This is a genomic window from Microcoleus sp. T3_B1 (assembly GCF_036700445.1).
GTDB lineage: Bacteria > Cyanobacteriota > Cyanobacteriia > Cyanobacteriales > Microcoleaceae > Microcoleus.
Window position 1 is genome coordinate 212,634 of sequence record NZ_JAUBOX010000003.1, and the last position, 19,820, is coordinate 232,453.

The 19,820-nt window shown below is 44.5% G+C and carries 19 protein-coding genes; 10 read left to right on the plus strand and 9 right to left on the minus strand.

Annotation, left to right across the window (positions count from 1 at the left end; translation table 11 throughout):
• The first annotated feature begins 20 nt into the window (after positions 1–20).
• From dusB to QT990_RS03415, 4 genes are all read left to right on the plus strand, one after another.
• On the plus strand, positions 21–1,031 hold the full coding sequence (gene dusB, locus QT990_RS03400; RefSeq protein ID WP_333144608.1) for a tRNA dihydrouridine synthase DusB: 1,011 nt from the start codon (positions 21–23) through the stop codon (positions 1,029–1,031).
• A 99-nt stretch (positions 1,032–1,130) separates the two neighbouring features.
• On the plus strand, positions 1,131–2,051 hold the full coding sequence (argF, locus tag QT990_RS03405; protein WP_333144607.1) for an ornithine carbamoyltransferase: 921 nt from the start codon (positions 1,131–1,133) through the stop codon (positions 2,049–2,051).
• Between the two features lie 190 nt (positions 2,052–2,241).
• Positions 2,242–3,552: an AAA family ATPase gene (locus QT990_RS03410; RefSeq protein WP_333464926.1), complete on the plus strand. Its 1,311-nt coding sequence runs from the start codon at positions 2,242–2,244 to the stop codon at positions 3,550–3,552.
• Positions 3,549–4,040: a hypothetical protein gene (locus tag QT990_RS03415; protein WP_333144605.1), complete on the plus strand. Its 492-nt coding sequence runs from the start codon at positions 3,549–3,551 to the stop codon at positions 4,038–4,040. The genes QT990_RS03410 and QT990_RS03415 overlap by 4 nt, the downstream gene beginning before the upstream one ends.
• Positions 4,041–4,183: 143 nt before the next feature.
• Here QT990_RS03415 and QT990_RS03420 read toward each other — a convergent pair whose 3' ends face one another.
• The 7 genes from QT990_RS03420 to QT990_RS03450 all read right to left on the minus strand — a co-directional run bounded on the left by QT990_RS03420 (position 4,184) and on the right by QT990_RS03450 (position 9,880).
• Positions 4,184–4,768, minus strand: a complete 585-nt coding sequence (locus QT990_RS03420) for a Uma2 family endonuclease (protein WP_333464927.1) — start codon at positions 4,766–4,768, stop codon at positions 4,184–4,186.
• Positions 4,769–5,046: 278 nt separating this feature from the next.
• Positions 5,047–6,663 (minus strand): family 10 glycosylhydrolase, encoded by a 1,617-nt coding sequence (locus QT990_RS03425; protein ID WP_333464928.1) that lies wholly within the window; start codon positions 6,661–6,663, stop codon positions 5,047–5,049.
• Positions 6,664–6,746: 83 nt separating this feature from the next.
• Positions 6,747–6,896, minus strand: coding sequence for an alpha-E domain-containing protein (locus tag QT990_RS03430; RefSeq protein WP_445252033.1), 150 nt, complete (start codon positions 6,894–6,896; stop codon positions 6,747–6,749).
• Between the two features lie 4 nt (positions 6,897–6,900).
• Entirely contained in the window at positions 6,901–7,686 is a 786-nt protein-coding gene (locus QT990_RS03435) for a hypothetical protein (protein ID WP_333144602.1), read from the minus strand.
• On the minus strand, positions 7,679–9,046 hold the full coding sequence (locus tag QT990_RS03440) for an AAA family ATPase (RefSeq protein ID WP_333144601.1): 1,368 nt from the start codon (positions 9,044–9,046) through the stop codon (positions 7,679–7,681). Before QT990_RS03440 ends, QT990_RS03435 begins: the two co-directional genes overlap by 8 nt.
• A 320-nt stretch (positions 9,047–9,366) precedes the next feature.
• The gene (locus QT990_RS03445) at positions 9,367–9,648 is read right to left on the minus strand and encodes a type II toxin-antitoxin system RelE/ParE family toxin (protein WP_006634284.1); all 282 of its coding nucleotides are present in this window, start codon (positions 9,646–9,648) and stop codon (positions 9,367–9,369) included.
• Positions 9,638–9,880 (minus strand): CopG family transcriptional regulator, encoded by a 243-nt coding sequence (locus tag QT990_RS03450; RefSeq protein WP_333102366.1) that lies wholly within the window; start codon positions 9,878–9,880, stop codon positions 9,638–9,640. The genes QT990_RS03445 and QT990_RS03450 overlap by 11 nt, the downstream gene beginning before the upstream one ends.
• 108 nt (positions 9,881–9,988) lie before the next feature.
• Here QT990_RS03450 and QT990_RS03455 point away from each other — a divergent pair, with 108 nt between their 5' ends.
• Together QT990_RS03455 and QT990_RS03460 are read left to right on the plus strand one after the other, a co-directional pair.
• On the plus strand, positions 9,989–12,052 hold the full coding sequence (locus QT990_RS03455) for an Eco57I restriction-modification methylase domain-containing protein (RefSeq protein ID WP_333144600.1): 2,064 nt from the start codon (positions 9,989–9,991) through the stop codon (positions 12,050–12,052).
• 134 nt (positions 12,053–12,186) lie between these two features.
• Positions 12,187–13,551 (plus strand): MFS transporter, encoded by a 1,365-nt coding sequence (locus QT990_RS03460; RefSeq protein ID WP_333144599.1) that lies wholly within the window; start codon positions 12,187–12,189, stop codon positions 13,549–13,551.
• 89 nt (positions 13,552–13,640) lie between these two features.
• Here the strand turns inward: QT990_RS03460 and QT990_RS03465 are convergent, their stop codons facing one another.
• Together QT990_RS03465 and QT990_RS03470 are read right to left on the minus strand one after the other, a co-directional pair.
• Positions 13,641–14,999 (minus strand): calcium-binding protein, encoded by a 1,359-nt coding sequence (locus QT990_RS03465; RefSeq protein ID WP_333144598.1) that lies wholly within the window; start codon positions 14,997–14,999, stop codon positions 13,641–13,643.
• A gap of 215 nt (positions 15,000–15,214) precedes the next feature.
• On the minus strand, positions 15,215–16,576 hold the full coding sequence (locus QT990_RS03470; RefSeq protein WP_333300483.1) for a calcium-binding protein: 1,362 nt from the start codon (positions 16,574–16,576) through the stop codon (positions 15,215–15,217).
• Between the two features lie 134 nt (positions 16,577–16,710).
• Here QT990_RS03470 and QT990_RS03475 point away from each other — a divergent pair, with 134 nt between their 5' ends.
• The 4 genes from QT990_RS03475 (at position 16,711) to QT990_RS03490 (ending at position 19,622) form a co-directional block, all read left to right on the plus strand.
• Positions 16,711–16,914: a hypothetical protein gene (locus QT990_RS03475; protein WP_333144596.1), complete on the plus strand. Its 204-nt coding sequence runs from the start codon at positions 16,711–16,713 to the stop codon at positions 16,912–16,914.
• Positions 16,915–16,918: 4 nt separating this feature from the next.
• Positions 16,919–17,455, plus strand: a complete 537-nt coding sequence (locus tag QT990_RS03480; protein ID WP_333144595.1) for a GNAT family N-acetyltransferase — start codon at positions 16,919–16,921, stop codon at positions 17,453–17,455.
• A 468-nt stretch (positions 17,456–17,923) separates the two neighbouring features.
• A complete protein-coding gene (locus tag QT990_RS03485; protein WP_333144593.1) occupies positions 17,924–18,670 on the plus strand; it encodes a HEAT repeat domain-containing protein in 747 nt (248 codons plus the stop codon).
• Positions 18,671–18,707: 37 nt separating this feature from the next.
• Positions 18,708–19,622 (plus strand): Rpn family recombination-promoting nuclease/putative transposase, encoded by a 915-nt coding sequence (locus tag QT990_RS03490; RefSeq protein ID WP_333144592.1) that lies wholly within the window; start codon positions 18,708–18,710, stop codon positions 19,620–19,622.
• Positions 19,623–19,820 lie beyond the last annotated feature (198 nt).

Consider the following 19,820-nt stretch of genomic DNA (forward strand, 5'->3'; position numbering starts at 1 on the left):
GAATTAAAGTGCGATCGACTATGCTTGCTCTATCTCCCGAATTAAAAGAAAGGTTAGCAACTCCGCTCAAAATCGGCGATTTTGAAGTTAAAAGCCGCGTCCTGCAATCGCCCTTATCCGGCGTTACCGATTTGGTATTTCGCCGCCTGGTGCGCCGCTACGCGCCGGATTCGATGATGTACACGGAAATGGTGAACGCTACGGGTTTGCACTACGTCAAGCAACTGCCGAGAATTATGGAAGTTGACCCGAACGAACGCCCGATTAGCATTCAATTGTTTGACTGCCGGCCGGATTTCTTGGCAGAAGCAGCCCAGAAAGCTGTGGCCGAAGGAGCAGATACTGTTGATATTAATATGGGCTGTCCGGTTAACAAAATTACTAAAAACGGCGGCGGTTCTTCCCTGCTGCGAGATCCGGAAACGGCCGAGGCAATTGTGCGGGCTGTGGTGGAAGCGGTAGAGGTTCCTGTCACCGTTAAAACTAGGATCGGTTGGACTGACAAAGAAATTAATATTTTGGAATTTGCTCGAAGGATGCAAGATGCGGGAGCAAAAATGATTACCGTGCACGGCCGCACTCGATCGCAAGGTTACACCGGCCCGGCAAAATGGGAGTGGATTCGCCGAGTGAAAGAAGTTTTATCGATTCCAGTTATTGCTAACGGGGATATTTTTTCAGTGGAAGCAGCGATGCGATGTCTGGAAGAAACCGGCGCTGATGGAGTGATGTGTTCGCGGGGAACATTGGGCTATCCTTTTTTGGTGGGAGAAGTTGATTATTTCTTGAAAACGGGTGTGGAAAAGATAGCTCCGACACCAATTGAACGCCTCGAATGTGCTAAGGAACATTTGCGGGCTTTGTGGGAATATAAAGGTGAAAGCGGTGTTTGCCAAGCGCGCAAGCACTTAACCTGGTATGCTAAGGGTTTCCCCGGTGCTGGGGAATTGCGGGGCGTGTTGGCTGTGGTAGAAACAGTGGAACAAGGTTGCGATTCGATCGATCGCGCGATCGAGCAATTGCCCGCATAAACCTTACCCGCAGAGGCCAACTAGGGATTACAGAAACAAAATTCACCTCTGCGGGCTAAGATTTAAGACACAGTTAAAAATTTGTGGGTGGGGGAAAGCATGGATTCCTTAAAAGGGCGAGATTTATTAAGTCTGGCAGATTTAAGCATTGACGAATTAAATTATTTGCTGGATCTAGCAGCCAGTTTAAAATCGGGAATGGTCAAGCTGAAACGCAATAAAGTTCTCGGCTTGTTATTTTCCAAAGCTTCAACGCGAACGCGGGTAAGTTTTACGGTAGCAATGTATAAATTGGGAGGGCAAGTGATTGACCTTAATCCCAACGTTACCCAAGTCAGCCGCGGTGAACCTTTGGTAGATACAGCCAGGGTGTTAGACAGATATTTAGACATTTTGGCGATTCGGACTTTCGAGCAAAAGGACTTAGCAACTTTTGCTAACTATGCAAAGATTCCTGTTATTAATGCGCTGACAGATGACGAACACCCCTGCCAAGTGCTGGCAGATTTAATGACAGTAAAAGAGTGTTTTGGCAAGCTAGAAGGATTGACTCTGACTTATTTGGGCGATGGCAATAATATGGCTAATTCGCTGATGTTGGGCTGTGCAATGACGGGAATGAATGTAAGAATTGCTTGCCCTCAAGATTTCCAGCCGAATGCTGAGATAGTGGAAAAAGCTAAGAATATTGCTAATGGAAAAACAGAAGTTACTGTGACGGCGGACGCAGAAGCTGCTGTGAAGAATGCTCAAGTGATTTATACTGATGTTTGGGCGAGTATGGGACAGGAAGAGGAAGCAAAAATCAGGATTCCTTTGTTTGAGCCCTATCAGGTAAACGAACAATTGCTGAAGTTAGCAGATAAGAATGCAATTGTATTGCACTGTTTGCCCGCACACCGGGATGAAGAGATTACCGATGCAGTGATAGAAGGCAGTCAATCGCGCGTTTGGGATCAGGCAGAAAATCGGATGCACGCTCAGCAAGCTTTGCTCGCAAGCATTCTAGAAAGCGATTAGGAATAAAGAAGGGAAGAGAAGAATCGGCGGTTGAAAGAGAAAGCCATCTCTCTATCTCTTCTCTTTCTCTGCGCCCTCTGCGCCCTCTGCGGTTAATAAAAAAACATAATTCACAAAAGGTTATCGAAAAACATGAAATTGTCGCTAATTCACATTTAACACCAATAATCGGCAATTCCCGATCGACACTATGCTAACAGAATTTACCCTCGCAAACTTCAAGAGTTACAAAACAAGCCGATTACCGCTTGGAGCGCTGACTGTGCTCATCGGGGCCAACGCCGCAGGCAAAAGTAATGCAATTGAAGCTTTGCGGTTTTTGTCATGGTTGGCACAAGGTCAAAAACTCACCACTATTCAATATGCGGTCAATAATGCCGATCGCATTATACGCGGTCGAGTCGATGATTTATCTTATCAAGGAGAGTCAAATTTTACCATCGGTTGCCATTTAGACTCAACAAAATGGAACCAACTTGATATAACCCTCAATGTGCGTGAGGGAGAACTGCATATTAGTAGTGAGCGGATTGTTGGCTCGACAACTGAAACAAGTCAAATACCTCTATATGAGCTAAATAAACCATCTCAAGGAATAGGGACGGATGTTGATGTTTCCTATAACAACTTTACCCAAGGAAAAAATAAGCCACGAGTAATTTGCAGCGATCAAATGGCGATCTTTGTTCAATTAGACACACCTGCTCGTTTTGATGCAAAAAACCCTAAATCCCAAAAAGTCATTCCTGAAACAGTCCGCGAATATCAAAGAGTATTACAAAACATCCTATTTCTCGATCCCGTTCCCGCCAAAATGCGCGAGTACAGTTTCAAATCCGATAAACGCTTACAAGAGGATGGCACTAATCTTTCCAGTGTTTTGTTTCGCCTATGGGAAAATAAACCAGACAATCAAAAAACAATTTTAAACTTGATTCAGAGCTTACCAGAACAGGCTATAGAAAAGCTAGATTTCATTTCGGGTCCGCGAGATGAAGTGATGGTGAGGCTAGCAGAAACCTTTGGTAGCAAACCGCGCTATTGCGAGGCTGCTTTGTTATCAGATGGCACTTTGCGGGTGTTAGCAATTACAGCAGCCATGCTATCAGCAACCGAAGGTAGTTTAGTAGTCATCGAAGAAATCGATAATGGGGTTCATCCCAACCGCGCCAAACATCTACTAACCTGCATTCGAGATATTGCCGAGCGTCGTAATTTGCGGGTGCTGCTTTCTACTCATAACCCCGCTCTCATGGATGCCTTACCTGACGAGGCCCTCGGTGATGTAGTGTTTTGTTACCGAGATCCCCAAGCAGGGGATAGCCGCCTTATACGACTCGGAGATATGTATGACTATCCTAGCCTGATATCGCAAGGCCCTCTTGGTCAATTGGTAACTGCTGGAGTAGTCGATCGGTTTGTCAAGTCGCCGCACACGCCTGATGAGAGAAAACAGCAAGCAATGGCATGGCTATCTCGTTTGCAGGAGTACGGGGAATGAGTAGTATTTGCCTAATCGATACTAGCATTTTCCTCAACTTTCTTAATGTTCCCAACTGCAATCAGGATAGGGCATTAGTCCTAGAAGATTTTAAGATTTATGCTGAATCTGGTTGTACTTTTTTGTTACCGATGGCAACCATAGTAGAAACAGGCAACCACATTGCCCAGAATGGCGACGGTACAATGCGAAGGAAAACAGCCATGCGTTTTGTTAAAGAAGTTAAAGCTGCATTTAAGGGTGAAGCTCCTTGGTCACTTACTCAATTCCCAAATACAGAACAAATACTACTGTGGATTGACAATTTTCCTGATTTAGCTGGCAGAAACAAAGCACCTGATAAGTATGAAGGAACTAGCTTCGGCGATCTCAGTATCATTGAAGAATTTAATAAGTCATGTCAGCGTTTCCCCATGAGTGAAGTGTTTATTTGGTCACTGGACAGTGATTTAAACAGCTATCACCAAAACGCAAAATACCGATCGTAGTCCTGAACGCATAAATAGGCGATCGCGAAGGGAAAAGCCATTCTCTCTATCTCTATCTCTTCTCTTTCTCTGCGCCCTCTGCGCCCTCTGCGGTTAATAAAAAAAACATAATTCACAAATAAAGAGAATTGATACAGCCGTTTTCAATTTGATACCAGAGGGGGCAACATTGCCAGAATTGCGATATTGAAAGCGGGAAATTCGAGCGGTGAAATGCTCGCAGTTTCCCCAAGAAATACTTCGCTTTGATACCCATTTTCAGTAGGTTCTCGAAAAACGTGGAGTTGTCGATCGCCCACATTTAGCACCCAATAATCGGCAATTCCCGATCGCGCGTAAGCTTTGGCTTTAATTTCGCGATCGAAAGTTAAGCTGCTGTCTGCCACTTCGATAATGAGATATACCTCTGAGGGAGTCGGATGGTGAGTCGCATAGTCAAAAGGATCGATTCTGACTACGGCGATATCCGGTTCGGGTTCGGAATTGTCATCAAGGGCGATCGGGCTTTTATTATAAATAGCAGCCTGATTTCCCACAAGATTGTGCAGCAGCGTCGCAGTGCGTCTAGTGGCGGCAGCGTGAAGAGTTCCTTTTGCACTTATTTTTATAATATTTCCTTCAATTAATTCGAGTCGTTCTTCTGGGTTAAAAATTCCGATTTCTCCCAGCTTGTGATACTCTTTAACTGTCCATTTACGGAGCATGAAAGCAGCTTCTGTTATTAGCATAGCTTCTCGGCTAAATTTATAATTTGAGCCTGGATAATTTGATTGTAGCTTAATTGGTTCCCAGGCAGAAACCATTACTGACAACTTAACGTAAAACCGATAGTCCGGCAGGGGTTGAAACCCCTGCCTCAAAGCTAAAGTCCTCTCAAGAGGACTGCACAATTCATCAGTCCTCTTGAGAGGACTTTAGCTATTAGCCAGGGAATTAATTCCCTGGCGGTCTTTCGGGCTAAGCAGGGGTTTAAACTCATCCCGGTCTTTCGGGCTAAGTTGACACCCTACAAACTGGCGAAATTCACTTTTGTTACTTCACCGGCGGCAACATTAACTGTTTGTTGAATTTGACTTCCGTCAACTTTCAACTGATAAGTTCCCGGAGAAAGCTCGATCGCCCCAAACCATCCTTTACCATCCGCGCGCAGTTGACGCACCTTTCCCGCAGCATCGATCGACTGCAATGTCAAGCTCGCACCGTCGCAAGTTTGAGCGCACCGCTGCAAATTTCCGGCGATCGCACCTGTAGTCGGCCGCGACTTCCAAGGCATATCGGGAACCGCTGCGGTTGTCGCCCACACAGGCTGAGTTTGAACGGTTTTGCCCGTGGCAGCGTCAACGTATTGACTCGGCTGCGACAGCGCAGTGTAAAACAAATCGTTGCTTTGGGGAACGTATTTCCAAGGCTGGCGGGGCAAATCACCGCTACCGCCCGATCGCAGTTCCACATTCGTGTACACGTTGCTGCTAGCGTAGGAATACAGCACCGTACCTGCGACGTGATTTCCTTTCGCAGAAGGCTGTTCGGCGCGACGAATCTGGCCTAGAGTGTCTTCGATGTAGTTGAGGTAATTGCCGGGGCCGATCGCAATTTGGCGGTTGTACTGGTGGTCTTTGGCGTACTCGATCCAGTTGTCGTAAGCGAGTTTTTGCGATCGTTTGTACTCGCGCTGGTAAGTCATCGGCATCGCCATGTCTACGATCCCTTCTTCCAGCCAAGCGCGCCAATCTTGCAATACTTCTTTGTAAGGCTGCGTTTGATACCACCCTGCATCGTTTGTGGGGCCGTCTCCCCAGGCGATCGTGGCGGCGGTAATTTTAACGCGCGGTTTAATCGCAAGGCTTTCTACATAAAGCTTTCGCACTAAATTTGTTACCTGGTCGCGCCGCCACTGCATCCACGCGGGATCGGTGGGTGCGGGTTTGCCCGATCGACCTGTTTGCTGATTGAAACGGGCGATCGCAGTCGGATTGTAGCCCCAAGTCGGCCCGCCGTAGCGCACATAATCCAACTGTACGCCGTCCACATCGTAGCGCTTGATCAAGTCCAAATAGACGGAAACAGTATAATCTACGGCGTCTGGATGGCCGGGATCGAGGAAACCGGGTGATTCGCCGCTCGAAGTCAGCATGGCCCAATTGTCGTTTCCGGGGGCAGAAGGCCCGTGTTGTTGCCAAACGTGACCGGCGGGAAGTTTGCTACCGGAAACCACCGGCAGCGTCACCATCCAAGCGTGTACTTCAATGCCTGCGGCGTGGGCTTTGTCAATCAAATCTTGCAGGGGATCGAAACCGGGGGGAACGTTGGGATCGAGGGTGCGGGGTTCGATCGCACTCGTGTAAAAGGCATCGCCACGGCGGCGGACTTGGGCGACGATGGCGTTGGCATTTGCCCGCTGCGCGTCTGCGATCAATTTTGTGACTTCTTGAGGGGTTTTGAAGCCGGGGTTGAAGGCGTCCACCCAGAAGGCGCGAAATTCGGCGGTTTGGGTTGGCGGGGGCATAGTTGCGATCGCGCGGTTTGGGAACCAGTTTGATAACCAACCAGGAGTCAGCAGAAAACTAATTGTTAAGCCAATCAGGAACAAGCTTGACAAAAAGAATGTTTTGGGTTTAGGCATCAGAAATGTGTGAGAGAGCGTTTAACAGTCCTTTACGGACTTTTGGTTTGAGCGTCCGCTTGACATTTTCGCACAATGGTAAATTAAGTGGGCAGATCGGTAAATAGTTGAGTAATACCGCTGGGAGAGTCGAGAATGAGATTAAAATTGACCTCGGCAAAATGGGCGATATTTTCCGATTTTTCAATATAGCGGTTGAGCCCGTAAATTGAATCCGCTACACCACTTAACATAGTTTTACAGGCTAAATAGGGTTTTAATGATTTTCATTTTGGCTGTATCAAGGCCGGGTTCAAGTTTGGCAATTGGAGTTAGGCTTTTCCACTTGCCTTTATTCGCGGTGAAGATAGCATCGGCTGTTTTTTCAGGATCGATAGTTTCAAAGCCTCCTATTTTATTAGTGTATAAGTAATTGAGACGATCGAAAATTTCATCTCTTGATGCACGTTTCACGCTGACTGCTTGAGGAGGAGGAGGCGGCGGCGGTGGCGGTGATATAGAAAATACTTTAGCAATACAACCTAATCTCGCCTTAGTCAAATTACAACTTTTTAGCTTAGTCAAAGGGCTAAAATCTGACCATTGATCCCGGTTAGATTCTAAAATTTTATTGGCAGCTTCAACTGGTTTTACATTGTTCCAATTATGCTCTTTAACTAAGTATTCAAGTGCAGCTATAATAGTATCTTTTGATGCTGTACTCAGATTGACTGTGGGATTTGCTTCTCGCGCTAGAATCTTCGCTTGTTCAATATTTGATGGTTTTGGGTCAATGACAATACACCATACTAAATCTAATTTGGCTTGTTGAGCTACAGCATAGACAAAGTGATTGCTCACAACTTGATACTGATAGTCGCCTGTTTCTTTAACGATAATCGGAATCCAATTGCGATTACCTGCTTGCAAGACGGCTTCGGCGGCTCCGGCAATGATAAACTCTGACTCAGAGCAGGGTTCTGCTGACTCAATTTTAGATAACTTCAAGTGCATTAACTTACCGATGTTCTCAGAATTACTCATACAAAAAATACTCCTTCGCTAATTTTAAGTAATATTCAGCGGCTTTTTTGTGTTGAAAAACCGCTGGCTTTCGAGAAAAAGCTGCACTTGAAACCACTTCATATTCGGGAACATTGAATATACTTGTGTCAATCACCGTTTTTGTAGATTTAGGCCAATAATAGGGTAACAAATTAGAATCGAGAATATAACTCTCTCCTTTCTTAAGTGTAAGAATTGCTTTAATTTCTGCATTTGCTCTTTTGATTGAAGCCTCTGTTTCTTTATGTTTATTGAAAAATATCGGCAAGGCAATAGGGCCACCGTCCTGCCTAAGCTTCTTAACTTCAGGTAAGAATCCTTTAATCACTTTAGCAGCATTCTTTAAAGATGAAAAATTATTGTGTTCTGTTGGCATGAGGATTACATCGGAAGCTACCACACAGCTTTTACTAAAAAAAGTCCAGTTCGTAGGTGCATCAATTAAGATGTAATCATAATTACCAACAAAAATCTCAAGCAAATCTCGCAGCCTTGCTGAACCTTTCTCAATTTGTGCTTCATACTCATAACTCATGAACTTCGATAATCCTGAATCAGATGGGATGACATCAAATACCTTAACTAATTGACCCGCTTTATTCTTCAGATTAAATGCTTGAATAGTGTCTTTAACATCCAATGTTCCCTCCCTCAAGCAATCCGATAATTTTACTTTTCCCTCCTGTAAGCCTAATGAATCTGTTAAATCTCCTTGTTGTGGATCGAAGTCAACAACAAGCACTTTTTTCGGCTGTTGTCGAAGAATCGCAGCCAAGTTTATTGTCGTTGTAGTTTTTCCCACGCCTCCTTTATCATTATAAATGCAAATTGTTAAAGCTTTGGGTGGGTTTTCCAGCAAGTTCTTAATTTTAGTAATAATCTCAATGATATTATCTTTGGTTATCCTCATGCAGTCAGTAGCAGGCAATACGATTTTACCATGTTTGCGGAATAGCTGGATATCTGTTGAGTTAGTGATAATACCCCATTGAGATGTTTGGCACTTAGGAGCAAGAAGATAACCTGTTATCTGTTCTTTAGCTTTTTTGTACATGGGAGTACCTTCTGCTAAGTTAATGATTGCCTTTCCTGATACTCTCCCTTTAACTTCAATGATTAAGTATGGGTTACTCTTAGCAACTGAAAATTTATCCTCATCGTGATTCTTGCGAGCAGCAAAATCAGCAGGACCCTTCCCTGTTTTAAACTGTTGTACCCACTCATCAGATGTGAATCCAAGTGCATTTAGAAGGCGTTTGACAAATCGATCTTCGACTTCTGGCTCTTCTGCATTCTCTGAAATACTATCTAAAACTTCATTCCAGTTGATAGTTGTCATAACTTAGGCCTAGATACTTAAGTAAAATCATAACGCTTAGTTTCAGTTTGTGTCATCGTTAGCTACCTCCCGATCTAGCTATATGAACAGTAAACATACTTTTGGATAAGTTATATATTTTATAGTCTGCTTGACATTTTTGCACATCGGTGGCATTTTGGGCGAAAATACACTGAACTCGAAATCGCACTTTTTGAACAAATGAGACTACCGCACTTTCAAACGCTAGCTTTTCCGGGTAACAGCTACTCAACTGCAAGCAATTTACTCTATCGAGTAGATTTATACAGGCTTAAATCTCAAATTTAAAAGCAGACGAGCTAATTTTCGGGATACTTTCTTGAACTGTGAAGGATACGGAGAATTTCTACGTTTTCTTCTTTTACTCGATAGATGATCAGATAAGATGTATTGGAAATGACAAGTTCTCTAGTAGCTTCTACGCGACCAACTCGACCCATAAAAGGAAATTCTGCGAGTTGACCTACAGCACTCTGAATCCTTAAAATTAATTGCCTTGCTGCCTCTGGATCGTCTTTAACAATATATGCGTGAGCCTGTTCTAGATTTCGCAAAGCTTGTCGCAGCCACTTAATTTTCATTAGTCAATTTGACAAAAACTGCTTGGACTTCATCATCGCTGGCAAAGTCTCCAGCTTCGGCCTCGGCAACGCCTTTATTAATCTCATCAAGCAGCCATTGATAATTTTCTAGGTAAGAAGCGATCGCTTCGTTCAAAACATAAGTTAAATCGCGATCGGTGACAGTAGCGATCGCCTTCAGCGCCTCTTTTTTTTCGCTATCAAGGAGAAATGTAAAATTTTCTTGACTCATGGCTGCCCTTTGCTGTTATGGGAAGAGAGTAAACTGGTACTATGATAGCCTATAGATTCCTATTTTGGGCGAAAATAAACTGAACTCGAAATCGCACTTTTTGAACAAATGATAGTACCGCACTTTCAAACCCTAGCCCTTCCGGGTAACAGCTACTCAACTGCAAGCAATTTACTCGATCGAGTAGATGGCTGGCGCCAAGAAGCAACCCGAAAGTTGCAGCAAAGCCAGAGAGGAGAAAAGGGACAATTTTTAACACCTTCGTCCGTGGCAAGTTTGATGGCGGGAATGTTTGAATTTAACTGTCCCGATATATCGCTTTTAGATGCCGGTGCAGGAATTGGTTCCCTGTTAGCAGCAGTTGTTTGCGAACTTTGCCAGCGCCCAAACAAACCGCACAGCCTGCAGGTTACAGCTTATGAAATTGACCTTATTTTGATAGAATACCTCAAGCAAACTTTAGAATTATGCAGTATAGAATGTCAGCGTTTTGGGATATCTTTTACCTGTGAGGTTCGCGAAATTGATTTTATTCAAGACAGCGCTGATATGTTGCAGCCCAATCTATTTACACAACCAGTAAAACGGGAATTCACCCATGCAATTATCAATCCTCCCTATGCCAAGATAGACGCTAAATCCCAAGCCCGAACCTTGCTGCGTTCTATAGGACTAGAAACCAGCAATCTCTACGCTGGCTTCACAGTGGCTGCTGCTCACCTGCTCAAACCAAACGGTGAATTAGTGTCGATTACTCCCCGCAGCTTTTGCAACGGTTTGTACTTTCGAGATTTCCGCAAAGTATTCCTTCAAATGATGGCTTTACGCCAAGTACATATCTTTGAATCCCGACAGTTGCCATTTCGCGATGATGCGGTGCTGCAAGAAACTATTATTGTGCGCGCCACCAAACAAATAGAACAGCCAGATACTGTACTAATTACCTCAAGCAGCAGCGTGGGCGACGACCTGGTTTTGTCTCACCAACTGCCCTATACCGCCCTAATTAATCCCAAAGATTCCGAGCAATTTATTCGGATTTTACCGGATTCTGTCAGCCAGAAAGTAGTCGCTCAAATGGCTCAATTTACTTGCACCCTAGAGGAATTAGGCTTAACAGTTTCTACCGGAAAAGTTGTAGATTTTCGTGTTCGGTCTGACTTGCGGCTAAAACCTGAAAACGGTACAGTTCCGCTGATTTATCCCGCACATTTCTCGGCTGGCGGTGTTGAATATCCCACAGCCACGAGAAAGCATCAAGCTTTAGCTGTCACGGAAAAAACTGCTGCACTCCTCGTACCTAACGAACATTATGTTTTGAGCAAGCGCTTCTCCTCAAAGGAAGAGAAAAAGCGAATTGTTGCAGTTGTTTGGGATGCCAATAAAATTAATAGTTCTAGCGTGGGTTTTGAGAACCATTTGAATTACTTTCACCAACAGGGACGCGGATTAGACCTCACCCTGGCGCGGGGATTGGCCGTTTATCTAAATTCGAGTTTGGTAGATGCGTTTTTCCGACTGTTCAACGGACACACTCAAGTTAATGCTACGGATTTACGCAATTTGAAGTATCCTAATCTAGAGCAATTACTTTTACTTGGCGCTCAAATAGGAGAAATATTTCCTACACAGCGGGAGATTGATCAACTTGTCGAGAGACAACTGCTGAAGGCAACAAATCCGTTAGAAAATAGCCCAATGACAATCAAGAACCGTATTGATGAATCTCTAGAAATACTTGCAGCGCTGGGTTTTCCAAAAGGTCAGGTTAACGAACGTTCCGCCTTAACCCTTCTGGCTTTGCTTGACCTCAAGCCAAAGGATGCTTGGGAATTGGCAAAATCTCCACTTCGGGGAATCACACCAATTATGGAATTTATGGAGCAGGAGTACAGTAAAAAATATGCACCAAATACGCGGGAAACTGTGCGCCGCCAAACGGTGCATCAGTTTCTAGATGCAGGTTTAATTGTTGTTAATCCTGACAGTCCCGAACGTCCGGTGAATAGTCCAAAAACTGCATATCAGATAGAAGAAAGTGCTTTGGAATTGCTGCGAACTTATGAGACTTCTGACTGGGAAAAGAATGTTCGCGCTTACCTCGTTCATTTTAACGGAGAAAAATTATTGCAGGCTAATTCACAAAATAAAAATACTTTTAAGTATGAATGATGCTAAAATGCACTATTTATATGGCTGCCGCTGGCATCGGAATGGCATATACTGTGATGCCAGGGGTTGAATTGACCGGAATTGTCGATCGCACTCAGTAAATCAAATAAGTAACTAGGTAAAATATCTCTCCAATGGAAAAAAAGCATAACGCTGGATTGTGGGTATCAGTATTATACTTCGCTCAAGGTCTCCCTTACACCGTCGTTAATTTAATGTCGGTGATTTTTTTGAAAGGTATGGGAACCGACAACGAAACCATCGGATTGACAAGTCTTTTGCAGTTTCCTTGGGTTTTAAAAGGTTTGTGGGGGCCAGTTGTTGAGTTGCATTCCACCAAACGCAAATGGATTTTAACAACCGAAATCATTTGTGCTTTCCTGTTTGCTTTCCTGGCTTTTGGCGTATTAACGCCGGCATCGATTATTATATCGCTTGTTATCTTTACGGCGATCGCCTTTGTGTCAGCTACTCACGACATCGCCATTGACGGATTTTATCTAAACACTCTCAATAAAGACCAGCAAGCCTTGTTTGTCGGGGTTCGCAACACGGCTTATAGAGGTGCTGTCATTGCCGGTAGCGGTGTATTGGTTTTCTTAGCCGGGAAACTGGCAGAACAGCATTTAGTCACCGGAAATACAGGCGACACCAAAACATATCAAAACATTCCACTGTCACTTTTCGGTTCGGATTTTAGCGTGTCTGCGCTTAACTACGGATGGGCGACAGCCTTTGGTATTTGTGCGATTATGTTTGTGCTGATATATCTCTTTCAGCGGTGGTATCTTCCCTATCCTCGAAATTACGATATAGAATCCGAGGCACCCCAACAAACAACAAGCTTTATCGAAGCATTTAAAACTTATTTTCAGCAAGATAAAATTGGTTGGATTGTGACTTATGTCTTGATTTTTAGGTTAGGCGATGCCTTGACGTTTAAAATGGCTCCGCCATTTTTAATGGATAAAGTGGAGAAAGGAGGATTAGGAGTTTCTACATCGGACATGGGTCTGTTATCGGGTACGATCGGGGTAATGTTTCTGTTAATAGGAGGGTTGCTGGGCGGCTATTTGATTGCTAAACAAGGATTGAAAAAATGGATGTGGCCGACGGCAATTCTGCAAAATTCAACTAACGTGCTGTATTGGCTGTTGGCAATCCATCAACCGGGGATTGAATGGGCTTATGCTGTAAACTCGATCGAGCAATTTACTTACGGACTTGGCGTAGCTGCCTATACAGTGTTCTTGATGCGGACTGTCCGCCCTGAATACGAAGCATCTCACTATGCAATTACAACGGCTTTTATGGCCGCAGGAGTGATGATTCCGGGCGTTTATAGCGGCTACTTGCAGGAGAATCTCGGCTATCAAAATTATTTTTTGATGAGCGCGCTGGCTGTGATTCCCGGTATGATGACGATTTTCTTTTTGCCACTAGAAGATGAGAAAAAATTAGCATCCATGCCCAGGCCGGGACTGGACGATTTCGATTAATTAAATTGTATCTGTTGACGTTCCTAGGTGGCGCCACAAAATAGAGGACACAACAATGTTGTGTCCCTACCCCATATCTGTATTGCTAACTAAATCGACCTAAAATCGCTAGCTGTAAGCGGAGTATTTAGTGTGCCGAAGAAACTGGCAAGAACTTCACCTGTGCTGACAACCTCGATCCCCGTTGAAAGCTCCGTTTCAGTAATTCTCAGTTGGTTAAAGCTCAAACCTTTGGTCAAACCGATTAAATCTTCACCCTGTTTAAAGTCAATAAGTGTGTCTGTACCAGCCCCAATTCCCAACACAAACAAGTCGCGTCCAGCGCCGCCAATCAAGAGGTCAGCACCTACTCCGCCAATGAGCGTATCGTCTCCTTCTCCCCCGTTCAAATTGTCATCTCGTTTGCCGCCGAATAACTGGTCGTTGCCGGCGACACCGCTGATAATATCGTTACCTCCATTGCCTATGAGGGTGTCGTTTCCCCCATTGCCCGTCATAATATCGTCCCCTGCCAAACCGGATGCTATATTGTTGGCATCGTCGCCGACTAAACTATTAATTTGGGATAGATCGAGAGCAGTTTGCATTGCCCTAAAACTTCCAAAAAAGCCTTTTCCGGGAGTGGTTCTCAATTGCTCTACTGTGCTGCGCGATTGCAGCGCATCTCCAAATTCTGGTAATGCAAAGTCTAAGCCAGCTAACAGTTCTAAATAATCTGAATCTGTAAAAGTGAAATCAGGGCGGTTCAACTGGTCTACAGAGATTTCTGCCTGAGTCAAGCCGGGAGGTGGAGAAGTTAACAAACCGCTTTGGCCGTGCTTGTCCAAGACAAGTAGTGGGTTGATAATCGGGTTAGTAAATGTTTGAAGAACTACTTTTCCGGGGAGAAAAGCTTCTCCTCCCAAACTCACAAAATCGCCGCTAACTATGTAGTGAGTTACATTTTTTCCCGCACCGGCTTTCTGCTTAAATGAATTGACTGTACTTTGAGCAACTCCCGGGGAATTGAAGGTGACAATATCTCCGATCGCAGATGTGAATTCTGTTGCGGCTAACTGCGTTAAAGCACCGCCCAAGCTGTGTCCGAGAACGTCTGGGGGCAAGCGACGAGGGTTTTTTGCTGTGTCTTGACCGATTTGTGTCAGCCAATTTCCTAATGCCTGTTTGTTGGCTTCAAATTGGTTGAAACCGACGCCGCGCTTGTCTGCGTTGGCAAGATCGTCTGTGGGCGAGTCGGTGCCGCGAAATACCAAAACTGGCGGTTTGTCTGGGGTGGTGGAAATTAAGCCGATCGCGTGAAATCCAGTTCCGGGATCGTCAAAGGTGCGATCGATTTGGTAGCCAGCAGCGGTCAAACCCGTTTGAACTAAAGTTTGAGACTGGGGGTTGTTATCTATGTAAGCAAGTTGCTTGGCTATAGTTTCGTAAGCGGCGGGAGAGGAGGGCATATTTTTTTATTTCCTGTCGTTAGATTGGGAATTAGTGTTTAAGCTACTTAATTAATTTTACTGTAAACTCCGGTTATTAACCATATTAATTGGTCATATTTCGTTGCTTTGTAGGGGCAGATTTAGCAGACATTTTTTGTGGGTAAAAACAATTTTGCTACAAAACCCACCCCGGTTTCGCGCCACTAAAACTACAATTTTTTATCGCCCCCAAGCTATACAAAATCTACCCGCGTAAGATCGCTGGCAACTACGCCTCTGAGAGTAGCAAGAATTTCCCCAGTAACCGGGATAGTAATTAAAGCTCCGTCACCCCCTTGGGTTACTCTAATTTGAGGAAAAGTTAGACCCCGCGACAGTGTAATTAAATCTTCACTATCTTGAAAATCGACAATCACATCGGCTCCGCCGCCGGATTCCAATACAAAGCGATCGCGCCCCGCACCACCAATTAAAAAATCGTTGCCAAACTCGCCGGAAACCAAATCGTTTCCGTCGCCACCCTCCAAATAATCGTTATCTCTGCCGCCGTACAAGAAATCGTCGCCATCACCACCGGTGATGCTGTCATTACCTCGATTGCCTCTGAGAGTATCGTTACCGCCGTTGCCGATAACTGTATCCTCTCCAGGGCCCCCCGTAGCAGTATTGTTGCGAGCGTCGCCTGATAAATAATTCGGTTGTAAGGGAGCTAAACCGTATTGCATTTGTCTGATTAACTGCACAAAAGAAAATTCTGGTGCTGTTCTCACACTCTCTGCACCGCCTCTGCTTCTGATGGCTACTGACACATTGGGTAAGGCCAAATTCATCGCAGCGATAAACTCGTTAAAATCTGAATCGTTGTTATAAGTAAATTCGGGACTGTTTAATTGTTCTACGGAAATTTGCCTCTGCAAAAAACCCACGGGCGGAGTAGTTAACAAATTTTCAGTTCGATGTTTTGCCAAAACAGTTAAGGGATTAATACTCGGGTCTGTAAAGCTTTGGATAAATACTTTACCCGGAATAAATGCTTCGCCAAACAAGCTGACTACATCTCCGCTGACAATGTAGTGAGTGACATTTTTGTTGCCTGCCCTACTGAGATTTCTCCGAAAAGTGTTGAATGTACTCGCTGATACTCCCGGAGAGTTGAAAGTAAAGATATCGCCGGTCAGAGATGTGTATTCGGTTGCTACAATTTGAGCGACGGCTCCGCCCCAACTGTGTCCGATGACATCGGGCAATAATTTGTTGGGGTTTTTACCAGTATTTTGACCGATTTCTGTGAGCCAATTTTGGATATTATCTTTGTTCTTTTCAAATTCCGGTACACCAATGTCCCGCGAGTCGGAAAAGATAGCGTCGCCGTCGATGAAGTCTGTACCTTTTAATACGAGGGCGGGCGGGTTTTCGGGATTGGATGAACCGAACCCGATCGCATAAAACCCGGTTTCTTGGTCGTCGAATATGCGATCGATATAGTAGCCATTAGTATCCAGGAAACTCGAAACTTCATTTTGCTCGCTCGGCTTTTTATTCAAAAAAACAATTGATTTAGCCAGAGCTTCATAAACAGCAGGCGAGGCAGCCATAATATTATATTTTGTGTTTGTTGGTATTTGCGATCGCTCTCTTCTTGAGCTAAGTGTCCAATCAACCATTATAGCTGACAAGATTTGTATGGTACACTTGATAATATCAACTCAAGAATAAAGTTTTTGCGGTTATGGGTATCATTCGTCAATACATTGCTCCATTTATAGCGGTATTAGTATTTTTCGCGGCTCTGGTAGCAGTCAGTGCTCGCATCTTTTTGCCTGGTGACATGGCGGCCCCCGCACCGATTGAGGAAGCGATCCCCCAAAAGCAAGCGGCAGTAGTGAACCCAATTTTCTTGGGGCTAAATTATTCAGCTTTCCGTGTCCGCTGATCTGATGTCTGCTCAACTAATACCGGGCTATCGGCTGCGCTCAGGATCGGGACTCGATCGGGCAAAACTGGTAAAGTTTATGCACCGGACTTACCAAGAGCTTTACCCCGATCGGGAATTGGGACATTTGGCTCAAACTGTCGAGCAGTATTTTTCTAACCAGACGCCGGTTTGGTGGGTAGAGTGCCAGAAAAACAGCCAGGAAGAGGCAGAAATTTTGCCGGCGCTTCCCTCGCAGTATCTCAATCCCCAATCTCAAGCCCAAAATCTCCAATCGGTTGTCGGATGTTTGTGGTTGGGAAATGCGATCGACCAAACCACCGGAGAACGCTACGCTCACATTTTTTTGCTGTACGTCGCACCGGAACATCGCCGTTTAGGAGTCGGTGCAGCTTTAGTTATTCATGCTGAAAATTGGGCGCGGGAAAGGGGCGATCGGCAAATTGGTTTGCAAGTATTTCTGAGCAATCAGCCTGCGGTGAATCTCTATCAAAAATTAGGCTATCAAACTCATTCCCTCTCGATGCTCAAATCCCTTTGAAATATAAATTCTACTGGTTTGGAATCAGGGGTAAAGTCCTGATTCATCCAAATTAGGGGGGCTTCAGTCCTCGCTACAAACTTAAGTAACAGCAGAGATATTCCTTTGTAGTAAGGATTTTAGTCCTGATTCATCCAAATTATGACGACTGAAGTCCTCACTACAAACTTAGGTGACAGCAATTATGAGGACTGAAGTCCTCGCTACCAACTTAGGTGACAGCAGAGGAATTTGTTTGTAGTAAGTCATATGTTGCACCATTCTCCATTAGCCTTTTATGAACAGGCTTTTCGGCCTGTTCCACAAGAAAATTTATCTGTTGTGGAACAGGCCGAAAAGCCTGTTGCTGACAATGGTGCAATATCTCAGTAGTAAGGTACTGCGCGTGCACCCTACAATTATTGACTGCTGACTGCTGACTACTGACTGAGTTGCTTAGGAGCATCCTCTGTGCGGTAAAGTTTTTTTATGAACAATAACGACTACTCCAACGCCCTTGATACTGACACGGAACTGGAAAGCCCTTTGGAGCAAATTTATGACTCCGAACCCCCGCTGCCAGATCCCGATGAAATGCTGCCTTTGCTGGAATCCCCGGAACCTCAGCACCGGATGATTGGGGCGCGGGCTTTTTGCGAAGTGCAGGACGATCGAGCAATTTCGCATTTAATTAATTTATTGAGAGACGGTTGCCCCTTGGTGCGGGTGAGCGCGGCTTATGCTTTGGGGCGAAATCCGAGCCCCGATGCTGTGGAACCCCTGATTCTTCAACTTAACTGCGACTGGAACGGTTACGTTCGCAAAGGGGTAGTTTGGGCCTTGGGAAATTGCAGGGATCACCGCGCTTTGCCATCTTTAATTGATGCTCTAAAAACAGATATTTCGGCGGTGCGTTTGTGGGCGGCGAGTTCTCTGGGTCAAATGGCAAAAGTTGGTTACTATGTGGTGATTGCGGCGATTCCACCGTTGATTCAAGCGCTGCGGGGAGATCCTGTATCTGCTGTGCGGAGCAACTGCGCTTGGGCGATCGGGCAACTGGCCCGCGAATTGCCGAATAATATAGTGTACGCTGGGGCGATCGACGGTTTGATTGAAGCTTTAGAAGAAGATGAAGATATGGGCGTGCGGGAAGATGCTAAATCTTCACTTTTGCGAGTTGGCGACCCGCGCGGATTGCAGATAATTGAAGACTTAGAAATGGAAGGACTTTTGTGATTTAAACCCCCCAATTACCAATTACCCACTATTAATTATGCCTTTCATCAGTGCTAAAACAGATTTTGGTTTCAAAAAAATTTTTGGTTCGCCTCAGAGCAAAGACATTTTGATTAGCTTCCTCAATGCGATGCTCTATGACGCGCAGCCAACCATTGAAGACTTAGAAATTATTGACCCTTACGCCGCGCCGAGCGTTACTCGATTAAAAGACACTTACCTGGATGTTAAAGCCAAAATTACAGGCAACAAAACTGTGATTATCGAAATGCAGGTCATAAATGTAGAAGCTTTTACTAAACGGGTAGTGTACAATGCCGCCAAAACCTACGCAACTCAACTCAGACCCAGGGAAGGATACTCTAAATTAAATCCTCTGATTGCTTTAACAATTACAGATTTTATTCTATTTGAAAATACAGAAAAATTTCTCACCCATTTTGTATTTAAAGAACTAGAAGAAAACTTCGAGTATTATAACAGAGAAATCGAATTAGTGTTTGTCGAACTTCCCAAGTTTAACAAAGAACTAGAACAAATCGAAAACCTAATTCAAAGCTGGATTTATTTTATCAAAAATGCTCCCCTATTCGATGAAATTCCTGAAAGGTTCACATCAATTCCCGAAATTCAAACAGCTTTTTCCATCGCCAGCAGAACTAATTTAACCCTTAAGGAATTAGAGGAATTGGAAAAGCGGGAAATGTTTTTTGAAGACCAACGCGGTGCTGTTATTAAGGGGATGCAAGAAGGTCGCCAAGAAGGCATAATTGAGGGGCAAACAGCATTAATCTTGCGTCAAGTCGCGCGGCGCACTGGCGAAATCCCACCAGAAATTAAAACTCGCATCCAGCAGTTATCTCTCGAACAATTAGAGGATTTAGGAGAAATCTTGCTAGATTTTACCAGTCAACAGGATTTGATAGCTTGGCTGGAATCCGTGTCAGCATGAATTTATAAATTTTGCACTTCTGATACTAAATCCGGCTTTAATACCCCCTTTATGATTTAGTCGGCGCAGGGGGACTGTGTTGGGAGCATGTCACTTTTGCAGTGAGCAATTATACTCATGCAGGTTTTACCTGATTACCAATTAAGCCGTTTAAGTAAGCACAACTCGGAGCTAATACTTGTCCCACATCTTCTGATT